Annotated in this window: 16 protein-coding genes and 1 pseudogene; 16 read left to right on the forward strand and 1 reads right to left on the reverse strand. The window is 42.4% G+C overall.

Annotated features, from left to right (window positions below; genetic code table 11):
• Positions 1–224: 224 nt before the first annotated feature.
• The 14 genes and pseudogenes from MUB50_RS03775 (at position 225) to MUB50_RS03840 (ending at position 13,803) form a co-directional block, all read left to right on the forward strand.
• Positions 225–1,691: an aminotransferase class I/II-fold pyridoxal phosphate-dependent enzyme gene (locus tag MUB50_RS03775; protein WP_118624593.1), complete on the forward strand. Its 1,467-nt coding sequence runs from the start codon at positions 225–227 to the stop codon at positions 1,689–1,691.
• A 5-nt stretch (positions 1,692–1,696) separates the two neighbouring features.
• Positions 1,697–2,551, forward strand: coding sequence for a polyamine aminopropyltransferase (gene speE, locus MUB50_RS03780; RefSeq protein WP_118513292.1), 855 nt, complete (start codon positions 1,697–1,699; stop codon positions 2,549–2,551).
• A 3-nt stretch (positions 2,552–2,554) separates the two neighbouring features.
• Positions 2,555–3,412 (forward strand): agmatinase, encoded by an 858-nt coding sequence (gene speB / locus MUB50_RS03785; protein WP_118513291.1) that lies wholly within the window; start codon positions 2,555–2,557, stop codon positions 3,410–3,412.
• 42 nt (positions 3,413–3,454) lie between these two features.
• A complete protein-coding gene (locus MUB50_RS03790; RefSeq protein ID WP_118513290.1) occupies positions 3,455–4,714 on the forward strand; it encodes a saccharopine dehydrogenase family protein in 1,260 nt (419 codons plus the stop codon).
• Positions 4,714–5,931 (forward strand): carboxynorspermidine decarboxylase, encoded by a 1,218-nt coding sequence (locus MUB50_RS03795; protein ID WP_118513289.1) that lies wholly within the window; start codon positions 4,714–4,716, stop codon positions 5,929–5,931. Before MUB50_RS03790 ends, MUB50_RS03795 begins: the two co-directional genes overlap by 1 nt.
• A gap of 230 nt (positions 5,932–6,161) precedes the next feature.
• Positions 6,162–7,682 carry a putative basic amino acid antiporter YfcC gene (gene yfcC, locus MUB50_RS03800; protein WP_118513288.1) on the forward strand — a complete coding sequence of 507 codons (1,521 nt, stop codon included), beginning with the start codon at positions 6,162–6,164 and terminating at the stop codon, positions 7,680–7,682.
• Positions 7,683–7,714: 32 nt separating this feature from the next.
• Positions 7,715–8,863, forward strand: a complete 1,149-nt coding sequence (iadA, locus tag MUB50_RS03805; protein WP_118513287.1) for a beta-aspartyl-peptidase — start codon at positions 7,715–7,717, stop codon at positions 8,861–8,863.
• An 84-nt stretch (positions 8,864–8,947) separates the two neighbouring features.
• Positions 8,948–9,982, forward strand: a complete 1,035-nt coding sequence (locus MUB50_RS03810; protein WP_118513286.1) for an alcohol dehydrogenase — start codon at positions 8,948–8,950, stop codon at positions 9,980–9,982.
• A gap of 158 nt (positions 9,983–10,140) precedes the next feature.
• Entirely contained in the window at positions 10,141–10,524 is a 384-nt protein-coding gene (locus MUB50_RS03815; RefSeq protein ID WP_244790153.1) for a winged helix-turn-helix domain-containing protein, read from the forward strand.
• A gap of 84 nt (positions 10,525–10,608) precedes the next feature.
• Positions 10,609–11,032: pseudogene (locus MUB50_RS17140) on the forward strand (IS1634 family transposase); the annotation flags it as partial.
• Between the two features lie 180 nt (positions 11,033–11,212).
• Positions 11,213–11,377 (forward strand): CD1871A family CXXC motif-containing protein, encoded by a 165-nt coding sequence (locus tag MUB50_RS03825; RefSeq protein WP_173753209.1) that lies wholly within the window; start codon positions 11,213–11,215, stop codon positions 11,375–11,377.
• On the forward strand, positions 11,370–12,338 hold the full coding sequence (locus tag MUB50_RS03830; RefSeq protein ID WP_118063000.1) for a 4Fe-4S binding protein: 969 nt from the start codon (positions 11,370–11,372) through the stop codon (positions 12,336–12,338). Before MUB50_RS03825 ends, MUB50_RS03830 begins: the two co-directional genes overlap by 8 nt.
• Before the next feature lie 13 nt (positions 12,339–12,351).
• Entirely contained in the window at positions 12,352–13,320 is a 969-nt protein-coding gene (locus MUB50_RS03835) for a TlpA family protein disulfide reductase (protein WP_118513285.1), read from the forward strand.
• 156 nt (positions 13,321–13,476) lie between these two features.
• Positions 13,477–13,803: a hypothetical protein gene (locus MUB50_RS03840; RefSeq protein ID WP_244790155.1), complete on the forward strand. Its 327-nt coding sequence runs from the start codon at positions 13,477–13,479 to the stop codon at positions 13,801–13,803.
• Between the two features lie 73 nt (positions 13,804–13,876).
• Here the strand turns inward: MUB50_RS03840 and MUB50_RS03845 are convergent, their stop codons facing one another.
• Positions 13,877–14,848: a restriction endonuclease subunit S gene (locus MUB50_RS03845; protein ID WP_244790157.1), complete on the reverse strand. Its 972-nt coding sequence runs from the start codon at positions 14,846–14,848 to the stop codon at positions 13,877–13,879.
• 107 nt (positions 14,849–14,955) lie between these two features.
• Between MUB50_RS03845 and MUB50_RS03850 the strand changes: the two genes are divergently transcribed.
• Positions 14,956–15,435 (forward strand): hypothetical protein, encoded by a 480-nt coding sequence (locus tag MUB50_RS03850; protein ID WP_147419217.1) that lies wholly within the window; start codon positions 14,956–14,958, stop codon positions 15,433–15,435.
• 14 nt (positions 15,436–15,449) lie between these two features.
• Positions 15,450–15,671 (forward strand): hypothetical protein, encoded by a 222-nt coding sequence (locus tag MUB50_RS03855; protein WP_244790158.1) that lies wholly within the window; start codon positions 15,450–15,452, stop codon positions 15,669–15,671.
• The last annotated feature ends 381 nt before the right edge of the window (positions 15,672–16,052 follow it).

The raw sequence follows: 16,052 nt of genomic DNA on the forward strand, positions 1-16,052 counted from the left end.
GCCTGTTGCGCAGACTTGTGAAACGGTCAATAAGAGTAGTAAAAGTATGATTGCTATATAGACTCTGACATATATCATCCGGATTTTGATCTCATGTAAATATGAGGATTCTCATATTTATATGCGATGAAAATAAAATTTGGAAGAATGATCTAAGCAGGTTTACGGTTTTGTATCGGCCTGCTTTTTTTTGTGCGGATAAAGGAACTGGAAATGGAGAAGCAATGAACAGAAGTCGTTTTAAACTGGACCAGAATCATGCTCCAATTCATGAAGCTCTGGAAAAATTCCTGCGTATGAGAGTAGTACCTTTCGATGTGCCGGGACATAAAAGAGGAAGAGGAAATCCGGAGCTTACTGAATTTCTGGGACAAAAATGTGTAGGTGTGGATGTAAACAGCATGAAGCCGCTTGATAATCTCTGTCATCCCGTATCTGTGATCCGGGAGGCGGAAGAGCTGGCAGCAGATGCCTTTGGAGCAGCTCATGCATTTCTTATGGTTGGAGGAACTACAAGCTCAGTGCAGACTATGGTGCTAACTGCTTGTAAGAGGGGAGATGAGATCATTCTTCCCCGAAATGTCCACAGAAGTGTGCTGAATGCGCTGGTTCTGTGCGGAGCAATCCCGGTCTATGTGAATCCGGAGGTGGATCAGAGACTTGGAATTTCTCTTGGAATGCGACGTGAACAGGTGGCAAAGGCAATTAAGGAGCACCCAAATGCGGTGGCTGTGCTGGTGAATAATCCCACCTATTATGGAATCTGCAGTGATCTTCGCGCAATTGTACGTATGGCTCATGAAGCAGGAATGCTGTGTCTGGCAGATGAGGCACATGGAACCCATTTTTATTTTGGCGGAGGTCTGCCGGTTTCGGCAATGGCAGCCGGTGCAGATATGGCATCTGTATCCATGCATAAAAGCGGCGGAAGCCTGACCCAGTCCAGCCTTCTTCTTACAGGACAGGGTGTTCATGCCGGTTATGTCCGTCAGATCATCAATCTGACTCAGACTACTTCAGGCAGCTATCTTCTGATGTCAAGTCTTGATATTTCGCGCCGGAATCTTGCACAGCGAGGACGCCAGATTTTTCACCAGGTAGCAGATATGGCAGAGTATGCAAGGGAAGAGATCAATGCTATTGGCGGCTATTACGCATTTGGAAAAGAACTGGTGAATGGAGATTCGGTTTTTGATTTTGACATTACGAAATTAAGTGTACATACCCTGGACATCGGACTTGCAGGAATCGAGGTTTACGATATATTGAGAGATGAATATGATATTCAGATCGAATTTGGTGATATTGGAAATATTCTGGCTTATCTGTCAATCGGAGATCGTGCCCAGGAAATAGAGCGGCTGGTAAGTGCTCTTGCGGAGATCCGCAGGCGATTCCAGAAGGATAAATCAGGATTGCTGGATCAGGAATATATCGATCCTCAGGTAGTGACAAGTCCTCAGGAAGCTTTTTATGCAGAAAAATGCAGCCTTCCTCTCAGAGAAACCGAAGGCAAAGTATGCAGCGAGTTTGTAATGTGTTATCCTCCGGGAATCCCGATTTTGGCTCCGGGGGAACGAATCACTCCGGAAATCCTGGATTATATTGAATATGCCAAGGCAAAAGGATGCAATATGACAGGCCCTGAAGATCCGGATATATTGCGTTTGAACGTGCTGGCAGGGAGGTAAAGAAAATGGAAATGTGGTTTTCGGAATTTCATACACCGGATGTGAAGCATAGTATCCGGGTAAACCGTCAGCTTTACTCAAAGCAGAGTGACTATCAGAGAATTGATATTTTTGAGACACCGGAATTTGGCAGGGTGCTCACACTGGACGGTAATGTAATGCTCACAGAGCGTGACGAATTTATTTATGACGAAATGATCACTCATGTACCTATGGCTGTTCACAAAGAAGCTAAGGATATTCTTGTGATCGGAGCAGGAGACGGAGGAGTTGTACGTGAACTGACCAGGTATGATCGTGTCAGCCATATTGATCTGGTGGAGATGGATCCTATGGTAGTAGAAGCCTGTCGCGCATATCTTCCGGGAAATGCCTGCAGGCTGGATGACAGGAGAGTGCATCTTCATTATGAAAATGCGTTGAAATATATACGCCGCTGCGAAAATAAATATGATCTTATTATTGTAGATTCCTCGGATCCCTTTGGCCCATCGGAGGGATTATTTACCCGTGAATTTTACGGAAACTGCTATAATGCGCTGAAGGCGGATGGAATTATGGTTAATCAGCAGGGAAGTCCTTTTTATTCCGAAGATGCGCATGCCATGCAGCGCAGTCACAAAAGAATTGCCAGTACTTTCCAGATCAGCCGTGTTTACCAGGCTCACATTCCTACCTTTGCTGCCGGTTACTGGCTGTTTGGCTTTGCAAGTAAGAAATATCATCCGGTGGATGACCTGGATCCGAAGGCATGGAATTCACTGAATCTTCGCACCCGTTACTATACTACAAGGCTTCACAAAGGTGCATTTTATCTTCCGGCTTTTCTTGAGGAAATGCTTCAGGAGGTGGAGGACTGATTTATGATCTTACCAAATATTGAAAATTTTATCGGTTGTGACAGCAGTTTTGAGGAAGCAGAAATTGTTCTTTACGGAGCTCCCTTTGATTCGACCACAAGCTTTCGTCCGGGAGCCAGGTTCGGTCCTTCTGCCATTCGTCATGAAAGCTTTGGACTGGAAACCTACAGCCCTTATCAGGATCGTGACCTTATGGATATCCAGGTATTTGACAGTGGAGATCTGGAGCTTTGCTTCGGCAGCAGTGAAAAGGCGCTTGCTGACATACAGGATCGTGCAGAGGAAATCCTGAAGGAGGGAAAAATGCCGCTGCTCCTGGGGGGAGAGCATTTGGTGACACTGGCTGCTGTGAGAGCTGTCGCCGGGAGATATCCGGGACTTCATATTATTCATTTTGATGCGCACGCAGATTTAAGAGACGATTATCTTGGTGCCCATTTAAGTCATGCGTGTGTTATCCGCAGATGCTATGATATTCTGGGAGATGGACGGATACATCAGTTTTGTATCCGAAGCGGGGAAAGAGAAGAATTCCGGTTTGCAAAAGAGCATACAGATTTTCATCCCTTTACCTTTGAATGCCTGGAAGAAACCGTACAGGAATTGGCCAGGAAGCAGGTTCCGGTATATTTTACCATTGATCTGGACTGTCTGGATCCATCTGTATTTCCGGGAACCGGTACACCGGAGGCAGGAGGCGTAAGCTTCCTTGAATTGCTCGATGCTATCCGGAAGGTATCAGAATTAAATATTGTGGGAGCAGATGTCAATGAGCTGGCACCTATGCTGGATCCAAGCGGTGTTTCCACAGCTACAGCATGTAAGGTGGTCAGGGAACTGCTGCTGGCGTTGGCAAAATAAAAACAGTTACGAGAATTGAGTATAAAAAAGGAGACAAAAAACATGAGCAGAGTACTTGTAATCGGCTGCGGTGGAGTAGCCAGTGTAGCAATTCAGAAGTGTTGTCAGGCAGATACTGTATTTACAGAACTGTGTATAGCAAGCAGGACAAAAGAAAAATGTGATGCACTTGCCCGGAAACTGGAAGGAAAAACAAAAACAGTTATCACCACCGCAAAGGTGGATGCAGATGATGTAAACCAGCTGATCCAGCTGATCAATAGTTACAAACCGGATCTGGTAATGAACATTGCGCTTCCGTACCAGGATCTGACCATCATGGATGCATGTCTGGCATGTGGTGTAAACTATATGGATACGGCAAATTATGAGCCGGAGGATACGGATGACCCTAAATGGCGTGCTATTTACGAAAAACGCTGTAAGGAAGAGGGATTTTCCGCATATTTTGATTATTCCTGGCAGTGGGCATACCGGAAGAAATTTGAAGAGGCAGGACTTACAGCACTTCTTGGCTGCGGCTTTGATCCGGGTGTTACCCAGGCATATTGTGCATATGCATTAAAGCATGAGTTTGACAAGATCGATACCATTGATATTCTGGACTGCAATGGAGGAGACCACGGATATGCATTTGCAACCAACTTTAATCCGGAAATCAATCTTCGTGAGGTAAGTGCGCCCGGAAGCTACTGGGAGAATGGACACTGGGTGGAAATTCCTCCGATGGCAATCAAGAGGGAATATGATTTTGATCAGGTCGGCGATAAAGATATGTATCTTCTGCATCACGAGGAGATTGAGTCCCTTGCCCAGACAATTCCGGGAGTAAAGAGAATCCGTTTCTTTATGACCTTCGGACAGAGCTATCTGGATCACATGCGCTGTCTGGAGGATGTGGGAATGCTTTCTACTACTCCGATCAACTATAACGGACAGGAAATCGTTCCTATCCAGTTTTTGAAGGCTCTTCTCCCGGATCCGGCCAGCCTGGGTCCACGTACTAAGGGAAAAACTAATATTGGCTGCATTTTCACCGGAGTAAAGGATGGAAAAGAGAAAACCTATTATATTTATAATGTTTGTGATCACCAGGAATGTTATAAAGAGGTTGGAAGTCAGGCGATCAGCTATACGACAGGCGTTCCGGCTATGTGCGGAGCATTAATGATGCTTACCGGAAAATGGATCCGCCCGGGAGTGTACACAGTAGAAGAATTTGATCCGGATCCGTTCCTGGAAGCACTTGACAAATATGGACTTCCACGCAGCGAAAATCATGATCCGGAGCTGGTGGATTAATGGAAAGAATAGATACAAGACCACCCTTTGCAGCGTCCGGCGGAGTTATTCCGCCGGAGTTGCGGAAGATCAAAACACCTTGTTATGTTCTCGACGAAGCGGCGCTTATAAAAAATGCAGAATTAATGGGGAATATTGCCAAAAGAACTGGCTGCAAAATGCTGCTGGCACAGAAGGCTTTCAGTAATTATGACTGCTATCAGCTTTTGGAACCTTATCTGACAGGAACAGAAGCAAGCGGACTGTACGAAGCCAGGCTTGGTGCCCAGGAGATGCCTGGAAAAGAGGTACATGTATTTTGCGCCGGATATCGTGAGGATGAATTTGAGGAGCTGCTTAGCTTTGCAGATCATATAGTGTTTAACTCACCTTCTCAGCTTCTTCGCTTTGGGAAAAGAGTGAAGGAGGCCGGGAAAAGTGCAGGGCTTCGGATCAATCCGGAATGCTCTACCCAGGAGGGACATGCTATTTATGATCCTTGTGCTCCAGGCAGCCGCATGGGTACCACAAGAGCGCAGTGGGAGACAGCGGTGAGAAAGCATCCGGAGCTGATCGGATTATTGGATGGTATTCATTTTCATACCCTTTGTGAGCAGGACTCTTCTGATCTGGAAACTACTCTTACAGCAGTAAAGACGAAATTCGGAGATCTGATTTCTCAGATGAAATGGCTGAACCTGGGAGGAGGACATCATATTACAAGACCAGGCTATGATATTGCACGGCTTGAGAAGTGCATTAGAGCAGCAAAGGAAGAATGGAAGGTAGATGTTTATCTGGAGCCTGGAGAGGCATGGGCCTTAAATGCAGGATTCTTTTTGACAACTGTTCTGGATGTGCTGCAAAATGGTGATACTCGGCTTGCGATTTTGGATGGAAGTGCTGCCTGTCATATGCCGGATGTTCTGGAAATGCCTTATCGTCCTCCTCTTCTTGGAGCAGATGAACCGGGAGAAAATGCAGTCACAATCCGGCTCGGAGGACCAACCTGCCTGTCAGGAGATATCATAGGAGATTACAGCTTTTCAGAGCCGTTGAAGTACGGAGATATCCTCATGTTTGGTGATATGGCCATTTATACAACCTGCAAAAACAATACCTTTAATGGAATGCCTTTGCCTGATATATGGCTGAGACATGGCGATAAAACCATGGAACGTCTTACTGATTTTGGGTATGAAGATTTTAAAGGCAGACTTGGACGCTGCAGGAAATAAGAGCAGTTTTTTTGAAAATCTGACATGATGTAGCTATTGGTGTCATAAATACAGGAAATACTGGGATTATTTCATGTTTCAAAAAGGTGTGGATCTGCATTTGGTTAAGATAATTTGACAGGTTCTTATAAAACAAATAAATTTGATAAAATATGTAAAGTTTTAGTTGGATTTTAAGCATTTTGTGGTACACTGATATAGTATATCAAAAATGGGAGGGAGATTCAAAAATGAGCAAAAACGAAGGAAAAGGGTTAAAGTCTTTTAACAAGGGGTTCCAAGTGCCTGATACCTACATTATCATCTTTTTAGTAGTTGTTGTCGCAGCACTTATGACATTTCTTGTACCAAAGGGATTTTACGAAACACAGGATATTTCATATATGATCAATGGTGTTGAGAAAACCCGTACGGTAATCAAAGACGGAAGTTTCCAGTATCTGACAGATGATACGGGAAATGTAGTAACAGAAGGAGTAGCACTCTTTAGTGGAGATGGTGGAACAGGATTTTTCAACTATATGTATAACGGAATTGTAAATAGTTCTGCAATCGAGATTATTGCATTTCTTATGGTAGTAGGTGGTGCATTTGGTATCATGATCCGTACAGGTGCGATTGAATCTGGATTGATCGGATTGATCCGCAAGTCAAAGGGAGCAGAAAAACTATTGATTCCGGTACTTTTCGTACTGTTTTCTCTTGGTGGAGCAGTTTTCGGGATGGGAGAAGAAGCGCTTCCGTTTACTATGATTCTTTGTCCGTTGTTTGTAGCAGTTGGATATGATTCAGTTATTGCAGTTCTTGTTACTTATGTTGCAACACAGATTGGTTTTGGTTCATCCTGGATGAATCCATTTTCTGTAGGTATCGCACAGGGTATTGCAGGTATTGACGTATTCTCCGGAGCAGGATTCCGTATGGTAATGTGGGTAGTATTTACAGCACTCGGCTGTGGAATGACTATGTTCTATGCATCAAAGATCAAAAAGACTCCGACAATCTCAATCGCATATAAGACTGATTCATATTTCCGTGAGCAGAATGAAAAAACAGGAATTGACGAAGGACATTCATTTGGTCTTGGACACATTTTAGTTCTTCTGACACTGGCTGCTACAGTAGTATGGGTAGTTTGGGGCGTTATGATTCAAGGATACTACATGCCAGAGATTGCTACACAGTTCTTTATTATGGGAATTGTTTCCGGTGTGATCGGAGTTATCTTTAAACTGAATGATATGAAACTGAATGATATCGCAATATCATTCAAAGATGGAGCAAAAGATCTGATTGGTGCTGCACTTGTTGTTGCTATGGCACAGGGTATCATGCAGGTTCTTGGTGGATCTGATCCGACAACACCTACAGTTATCAATACAATTATGTATAATATTTCAAATGCATTGTCTGGAGTTTCCGGAGCAGTTGCAGCAGTACTTATGTATCTGTTCCAGTCTGTATTCAACTTCTTTGTTGTATCCGGAACAGGACAGGCTGCGATCACAATGCCGATTATGGCTCCACTGTCAGACCTGTTAGGTGTTTCACGACAGACAGCTGTAGTTGCATTCCAGCTTGGTGATGCATTTACAAACCTGATTGTTCCTACATCTGGATGTCTGATCGGATCTCTTGCAATTGCAAAGATTGAGTGGTCTAACTGGATTAAATTCATGTGGAAATTCCTTGGCGTCTTAATGATTGGTGCAATCATTACAGTTCTTATTGCAGTTGGAATTGGATTCTAAAACATGCATTGTATAATTTGGAGTGATTTATGATGAAATTAATTCAGAATATTGATATTTATGCTCCACAGCATCTGGGGAAAAAAGACGTACTTATAATCAATGATAAGATTGTTAAGATTAAAGATTCAGGTTCTATATCTGCAGATGGATTTCTTGCGGAGTCAGAAATGATCAATGGAGAGGGGTTACTTTTAACTCCGGGATTCATTGATAGTCATGTTCATGTACTAGGAGGCGGTGGCGAAGGTGGATTCGCCAATCGTACTCCGGAAGCAACTATGGAAGGACTTACGAAGTTTGGAGTAACAACAGTTGTTGGCTGCCTTGGAACAGATGGAATCGGTCGTGATATATGTGCATTGGTTGCAAAGACAAAAGGATTGAATGAGCAGGGAATGTCTGCATACTGTTATACAGGCAGTTATCATATTCCGGTTCGTACGTTGACTGACAGTATTGTGAAAGATATCATGATGATTCAGGAAATCATTGGAACTGGAGAAATCGCGATTTCTGATCATCGGTCTTCACAGCCGACTTTTGAGGAATTTGCACGTGTCGTTGCGGATACAAGACTTGGTGGTGTTCTTTCCGGGAAAGCTGGCATTGTAAATGTTCATCTTGGTGACAGTCCGAGATGCTTAGATCTTATTGAACGAGTGGTAGATGAGACAGAGATACCGACTTCTCAAATACTGCCAACACATATCAATCGAAATGAGATGCTTTTCTGTAAGTCAGTTGAATATGCGCTGAAGGGCGGAGCAGTAGATTTTACCGGAAATGAAGATATTGACTATTGGGAAACTATCTGTGATGAGGTACGTGTATGTAATGGTATCAAACGGATGTTAGATGCAGGAGTAAATCCTGACCGCATGACAATTTCTTCTGATGGACAGGGAAGCCTTCCGATGTACAGCAGTGATGGCGAATTCCTTGGAATGGGTGTTGGACAGTCCAGCTGCCTTCTGAAGGAAGTAAAAGAGTGTGTGTTTAAAGCGGATATCCCGCTGGAAATTGCACTTTCAACAATAACATCCAATCCGGCAGAAATCCTTCGCCTTAATGGAAAAGGAAAGATTGAAGAGGGCTATGATGCGGATCTTTGTATCCTGGATCAGGACCTGCAGCTTGTTGAGGTAATAGCAAGAGGTAAAACAGTGTATACAAGATAGAATCAGAAATATCCGGTATAAGAACAGAAGTGTTCCGTACCGGATATTTTATTAGCATATATTCTAATAGATGGGGGCAAAATAATGCTGACTTATACATATGTTTCAAAGGGAAAATTTGAACTAATGGAAAAACCGAAACCAGTGCTCATGCATGAACGAGATGCCATTGTAAAGGTGACACTGGCCAGCATCTGTTCCAGTGACCTGCATATTAAACACGGAAGTGTACCGCGTGCAGTCCCGGGAATTACAGTTGGCCATGAGATGGTAGGTATTGTTGAGGCAGTCGGTTCTAAGGTGACGCATGTAAAACCGGGAGACCGGGTGACTGTAAATGTAGAAACTTTTTGCGGAGAGTGTTTTTTCTGTAAGAAAGGATATGTAAACAATTGTACCGACAAGAATGGTGGCTGGGCACTTGGCTGTCGTATCGATGGGGGACAGGCAGAATATGTCCGGGTTCCTTTTGCAGATCAGGGATTGAATAAAATCCCGGAAGGTGTTACGGACAGACAGGCTTTACTGGTAGGAGATGTTCTTGCTACTGGTTATTGGGCAGCACGTATTTCTGAAATCACAGAGGAAGATACTGTACTGATCATTGGAGCCGGTCCAACAGGAATATGTACTTTACTTAGTGTTATGCTGAAAAATCCAGCGAAGATCATTATATGTGAAAAGGACGAAACACGTATTCGCTTTATTAAGGAGCATTATCCGGAGACTCTTACTGTTTCACCGGAAGACTGTAAAGAGTTTGTTAAGACTAATAGTGAGCATGGTGGAGCTGATGCAGTCCTTGAAGTTGCCGGAGCAGAATCGACATTTAAACTGGCGTGGGAATGTGCCCGACCAAATGCAATCGTGACAGTGGTTGCGCTTTACGATAAAGCACAGATGTTGCCACTCCCAGATATGTATGGTAAAAATCTCACTTTTAAAACAGGTGGAGTGGATGGCTGCGATTGCGAAGAAACTCTGAAGCTGATATCAGAAGGTAAGATCAACACGGAACCGCTGATTACGCATACATATCCGTTAAACAGGATTGAAGAGGCATATGAATTGTTCGAAAATAAGAGAGATGGCGTGATTAAAGTAGCAGTGGAATGCTGAGAAACAGGTAAGGAAGGCTGCTTTGTAAACTTGTAAAAGAAAAGGATGTCTATTTTCCCTTTACACTGACAGGATATGAGGCTGAATTGTTTTGCGTCTGGTACAACAGGTGCTCATGGCTGTAGTTGTATTTTCTTTCTTGGTATTTCCGCAACGCTTTGGTAAGAGCAAATTATAACGATCTGCAAAACAGCGTTCATGCCACAACAAAGTTTTTGGAAATGTTCTTCAGCAATTTAATTTTGGGAACGGAATATGAGCTGAAAAACAGAGATATGCACGTGGGCTATGTGGATGATAATTCCCAAAGTGTCACTCCAAAAGCTCCAAAGTCTCAATTTGACACTTTGGAATGTACTTTAGAGGAGCTGGCGTTCTTGGAGTTGATTTACAAGAATCCGTCAATTAAGCAGAAGGATCTTGTTGCTGAGACCGGAAAATCGCTCAGCACCGTAAAACGAATTATGGAGTCCTTGCAGAAAAAGGAATATATCCGTAGAATGAACGGAAAAAGATATGGAAAATGGGAAATATTGATTTGAATAAGTATTAAGAAAGAGGAACTGCACCTCATTTGTTAGACAGTATGGTATACTATCTAATAAGTGAGGTGCAGTTTCATAATTGCGAGGGATTTAAGGAGCGCTGGTACGATAAAGAAGGAACGTGGAAATCCGAATGATTCTGCTCGATTCATAGGGAAAGTCGCAGTAACTGAAGATGGAGAAACTGCAAAGATCTACAATTATCTGGACACAGAAAAGATCGAACAGGAAGCCTTATATGATGGGATGTATGCAGTAACTACAGACCTCTTAGACGATGACGTAAAAGATATCTTAAAAGTCAGCGAAGGTCGTTGGGAAATCGAGGAATGTTTCCGTATAATGAAAACTGATTTTGAAACAAAAACAGGGTTTTATTCCACTTTACACACGAGACAAGCTAACCGATGCATTGCACACAGTTTGCGGCTTTGGAACGGATTATAAATTTATCACCAAAAGGCAAATGAAAAACATTCAGAAAAAAAGCAAAGGCCGGGAATAAAATACTATATTCCAAAACGGCACAAAAAATCGCCGAACCCCAGTAAATTCAAGAGGTACAGCGATTTTTTTGTTTAGCAACTGTCAAAGACAGGATTATAGCACAAAAACAGAAAATCTGTGTTAAATTTCTGTTCTTAACGAAAATTTTATATTCGATGTGCTACAATGACGCCAGAAAATGAAAGGAGTGATTGAATTGACCAGAGCAAAAAAGGCTTTATCACAGGTAGTACTGCTTATTTCGGGAGCTATTATGCTCGGCTTCGGTGCGATGCGTGGCGAAGTTGAAACCGTTTTGAGCAAGGCAATCAGGCTTTGTTTGGAGTGTGTAGGAATTGGATAAAAAGAAAACAAAGAATAAAAACCATAATAAGAAAAAACATTCGGCATCTAACCAATTAGCCAAATTCCGAGGATGGATTCAGGCAGGAGCAACTCTGCTGACAAATATTCATCTGCCAAACTTTTTTAAAGGCGAAATTTATCAAGGCAAAGGCAAGGCCGTTTGTGTGCCTGGTCTGAACTGCTATTCCTGTCCTGCCGCATCGGGTGCTTGCCCAATCGGCTCATTTCAGGCGGTAGTCGGCTCGTCAAAATATAAGTTTTCCTATTATATAACAGGATTTCTCATTTTGTTGGGAGTTCTGCTCGGACGCTTTATCTGCGGATTTTTGTGTCCGTTTGGTTGGTTACAGGATTTGTTGCACAAAGTTCCGACCAAAAAGTTTTCAACAAAAAAACTCAAGCCACTGACATATATCAAATATGCAGTACTGTTGTTGGCAGTTGTTTTATTACCGGTGCTCATAGTAAATGATTTGGGGATGGGCGACCCATATTTCTGCAAATATATATGTCCGCAAGGTGTGCTTGAGGGTGCGTTGCCACTTTCGGCAGTCAACGAAGGTATCCGTTCGGCATTGGGAAAACTGTTTTCGTGGAAACTTGTTGTGCTGATTTCGGTAGTCGTTTTGAGCGTGCTGTTTTACAGACCGTTCTGCAAATGGATTTGCCCACTCGGTGCATTCTATGCACTGTTCAACAAGGTTTCGCTGTTTGGGATGAAGGTAGACGAGCACAAATGCGTTTCGTGCGGAAAATGTGCAAAGGTGTGCAAAATGGATGTTGATGTTACAAAAACGCCTAACAGCACCGAATGTATCCGATGCGGAAAGTGTATAAGTGCCTGCCCTACCGACGCAGTCAGCTTTCAATACGGCTTTGGCATGCTTGGAAAAACAGTAGACGAAAACGCAAAAATCGAAAACAAAACAAATAAAAAAGAAACAAAAGAGGAATTATAACGGAGGAATAATTATGAAGTTTTCAAAACTCTCAAAAATCTTAACAGTAGTATTATTAGTTTCTGTGTTGGCAATCAGCCTTATTGCTTGCTCAACATCAAAGGACAACAAAGACGAAAAACAATCAACAGATTCAAGCATTTCAACCTTGATGGCAACAGAGCCAAGTGATGCTGATGAAGCTTTAAAGCTCTACAATCAGCTTATGAAAAAAGAAAACGAAATTTTGTCAACAGACAAAGCCCTTTGGGAAAAAGTATTTATGGCTTCAAACAAGGAAACCCCAATGATTGAGGACGGCACAAACTACGGCGACTTTCTTCTCAAGACAATCGAAAGTGCAAAGGACCAATTCACAGATGAGGAATACAAAAAACTCGTTGCCGGTGCAGAACAAATCAAGGAAATTGAGGGCAAGCTCACAATCTTGGAACAAAAATATCCTGAATGTGCAAAGGCTCCGGGCAACGGCGACAGCGTTCCGGCTGACAGTAACGGCGTTGTTTCAAACAGCAGTGACGCAACAAGTTTTCCGTCATTTGACGGCAAGGACCTTGACGGCAACGATGTAAAGAGCAGTGAACTTTTCGCAAACAGCAATGTAACAGTTGTTAACTACTGGTTCAGCACTTGCAAGCCTTGTGTCGGCGAACTTTCCGAATTGGAAGCACTCAACAAAAAGCTTGCAGAAAAAGGCGGTCAGGTTGTCGGCATCAACACTTTTACACTTGATGGTGACAAGACAGCAATTTCAGAAGCAAAAGACATCCTTTCAAAGAAAGGTGTAACCTACAAGAACATCTGGTTTGATTCAAACAGCGATGCAGGCAAGTTTACATCAGGTATCTTCTCTTACCCAACAACATATGTTGTCGACAAGAACGGCAACATTGTAGGCGAGCCAATCGTTGGTGCAATCACTGAAAAAAATCAAGCAAAGACACTTGAAAAACTCATAGACCAGGCTTTACAGGTCAAATAAGAATAAAGCATAAAGTGATAATCTCTCCCGAATTGAACTGCCTCAAGTTGTGCAGACAGCACAAAAAAACAGGTCTATGGTAGAATAATTAAATTTTAAGCAACAAACTGATTTCGTTTTTCTAACGGAGTCAGTTTTGTTTGAATACGGTAATTGTTGTGCGAGATTGAGAACAAATTAAAAACTATTATATCTGGTAGTCTTCAGGAATATTTTGGTACATCTTGGCTAGTTAAAGGCCTTCCTAAAAATACCTATACCAAGGCAAAGAAACTGGCCGATGAGAAAGCATATGATCTTCAGTTAAATAGCGGTGACGATGCAGAGGATGTTAATGTCTGGGATTTTGTTTCATTAGCGGATTATGTTTCGATTGTAACCAATGGAAAAAACTGGTCTTCTTTCTTTGAAGAGATGTTAGACCGGAGGAAACAAGGATTGCAGGAGGCAAAGAAGCTAAGACACAATGGATTCTTAGATTGAGTGCAATTAAGAATAAACTATCCAAAGAATCATATAGTGTTCCAGTTGACGAATATAGTTATGTAAAAAGTGTTTACGACTGGATTATGGAAATGTTGACATTGTAATGAACGATGCAATTACTCTCATTACAGATGAAAAAGAAGATTTGCAAACCCTGATTTCTGCAGCAAAATGTTTCTGGATCCTCTGTTGTTGTATACGGAACAGTATCCCAATTTACAGAACCGTTTTGAATATCTGTAATTCTTCTTAAAAGTTTATGGGTTCCGCTACTTTCAGCAGAGTTACTTAATCCATACTGAATTGACGAACAAAGGCTACCAAGTTTACACCATTCCCATCCTTCTGGGAGAGCAAACGGTATTTCGGCGTCAATTTTAGAAACACTTTTACCAATCTTCTCATAATAAGAGTTATCCTCACCTTTAAAGATGACGGATTCCTTCTTATCACGTTTGATTTTGTCCTGCTTGATGAGTTCTTTTTTCTCTGCTCGGATACGCTCCAGAAGAACAGAAGCAGGTTCATCATCGGGATTCTGCGGTACAAGCTGACCATGAATGGCAAGATCGAGGGTTTTGGATTTTGCTGCAGAAATCAGGGTTTGCAAATCTTCTTTTTCATCTGTAATATTTTCTATGATTTTTATGGATTTGGAAATTTGATGTCCGATATATTTTTGTTCTTGTGTTGGAGGAACTGGAACAAATACGTTAAGTACATTAGCGACGGATAATCCAGGCTGCGCTGCACCTGTTGCATATTCGTTTAGCTTTAATGCTCCTAAAGTATAATTGCTCCAGTTGAAATCTATTCCATTAAACAAAGTTGTAACCACAGCATGTTCAGTGGCATAGAACTTACCAGAGGCAATATTGATATTGCCACAAAGAGCCCCTTGGCGTCCTACGATACTGAATGTTCCTTCTTGGTTGTATTCATCGACATATCCTCTTATACCGTTACCACCAAAGCAAGGATAACAGCCATCAAACGGTTCCGATTTAATTTGATCAGAAGACTTCGCTTTTCCGGCAGCCATCAGCGAACTTCTCATAATGCAAGCATGATGAGAACCTAATTTATCTGGAGTTTGCTAAAAGCATAAAATTTATGGGCCGTGTTCCTACTACATCGAAAATCGGCAGTATGAAATTCGACGATTTTCTGAAGTACGCTCACGAGAACTGGAACTTTTATGACGACCCTCGTTCAGCGCTGTTTATGAAAATGGCAGACACGCTTATTTCAAAGGCCCCACAAGAGTGGGGTCCTGATGATGTGGAGCATATTCTTGAAATGTTCGAAAATTTCGATGCTGAAGGAATAATGCACACATACGCCCTTCATGGCTACTATCAAGTTATTTCTGACATGAAGGACCTTGGATACGACAGCGATACAGTGCAGAGAGTTGTTAAACTGTTGCACGAGTATCTTGTGGGCCATAACACGGAACCGGAACTTGATGGAAAAATCACTCCGCAGTTTATTGCCAAGTACACGGCTCCATTCTTCCTCGGTGGAGATATAGCGATCCAGCACGAGAGGAATTATGGGAAAGCAGGATGTTTATTCATTGCTCAGGCTTTGGCGTATTACGGTGGGTATGATATCGACGATTTGTAAAGGAGGAAAAAATTATGCAGATGTGCCCGTTTTGTGACAAGGTTTACGACGAATCCGAGTATAGCAGATGCCCTTATTGCTCCGGTGAATTAGAAGATGACACTGGGGAGAGATACTTTAAGAATTGCCCTAATTGTGGTGGTATCATGTATTGGGATGACGAATGGGAATGCACCAGCTGTGGTGAAACCATCGATTCAGACGAAGACGATAATGATGGAATTATCGAAGGTTAAGCCTTAAGTAACAAAGAGCGCCTCGCTGCAGGAGTTAAATCCAGTGGTGAGGCATTTCTACGTCTACGGGCTTGTCTTTATTTCCTGACCGTATTTATTGTCTCTGATGGTAATCACCTGTGAGATACTCACCAGTCATACAGTAACACTCCACAGATTACAAAGATGTTACGCAGCGTCTTATAAGGAAACATTGACAGGCTCGTAATTGCATGGTTCTGAGTTCGTGATTATTCAATCAAGTAAAAACCCACCGCTTTCAAAAATGAAAATTTTTGAAAGTTTCGAAAGCGGTATCTTTAGAACGGAAAACTGTTATAGGTTGCAAAAATCCTTTCCAGAAAAGCGTATAATCCAAATCCCATTCTCTAAAAGTGTGCA

This window comes from Blautia sp. NSJ-140 (genome assembly GCF_022868965.1).
GTDB lineage: Bacteria > Bacillota > Clostridia > Lachnospirales > Lachnospiraceae > Blautia_A.

Coding starts and splice junctions, on each gene's coding strand:
- MUB50_RS03775 (WP_118624593.1), top strand. CDS start 225: ATGAACAGAAGTCGTTTTAAACTGGACCAGAATCATGCTCCAATTCAT.
- speE (WP_118513292.1), top strand. CDS start 1,697: ATGGAAATGTGGTTTTCGGAATTTCATACACCGGATGTGAAGCATAGT.
- speB (WP_118513291.1), top strand. CDS start 2,555: ATGATCTTACCAAATATTGAAAATTTTATCGGTTGTGACAGCAGTTTT.
- MUB50_RS03790 (WP_118513290.1), top strand. CDS start 3,455: ATGAGCAGAGTACTTGTAATCGGCTGCGGTGGAGTAGCCAGTGTAGCA.
- MUB50_RS03795 (WP_118513289.1), top strand. CDS start 4,714: ATGGAAAGAATAGATACAAGACCACCCTTTGCAGCGTCCGGCGGAGTT.
- yfcC (WP_118513288.1), top strand. CDS start 6,162: ATGAGCAAAAACGAAGGAAAAGGGTTAAAGTCTTTTAACAAGGGGTTC.
- iadA (WP_118513287.1), top strand. CDS start 7,715: ATGAAATTAATTCAGAATATTGATATTTATGCTCCACAGCATCTGGGG.
- MUB50_RS03810 (WP_118513286.1), top strand. CDS start 8,948: ATGCTGACTTATACATATGTTTCAAAGGGAAAATTTGAACTAATGGAA.
- MUB50_RS03825 (WP_173753209.1), top strand. CDS start 11,213: ATGAAAGGAGTGATTGAATTGACCAGAGCAAAAAAGGCTTTATCACAG.
- MUB50_RS03835 (WP_118513285.1), top strand. CDS start 12,352: ATGAAGTTTTCAAAACTCTCAAAAATCTTAACAGTAGTATTATTAGTT.
- MUB50_RS03845 (WP_244790157.1), bottom strand. CDS start 14,848: ATGGCTGCCGGAAAAGCGAAGTCTTCTGATCAAATTAAATCGGAACCG.
- MUB50_RS03850 (WP_147419217.1), top strand. CDS start 14,956: ATGAAATTCGACGATTTTCTGAAGTACGCTCACGAGAACTGGAACTTT.
- MUB50_RS03855 (WP_244790158.1), top strand. CDS start 15,450: ATGCAGATGTGCCCGTTTTGTGACAAGGTTTACGACGAATCCGAGTAT.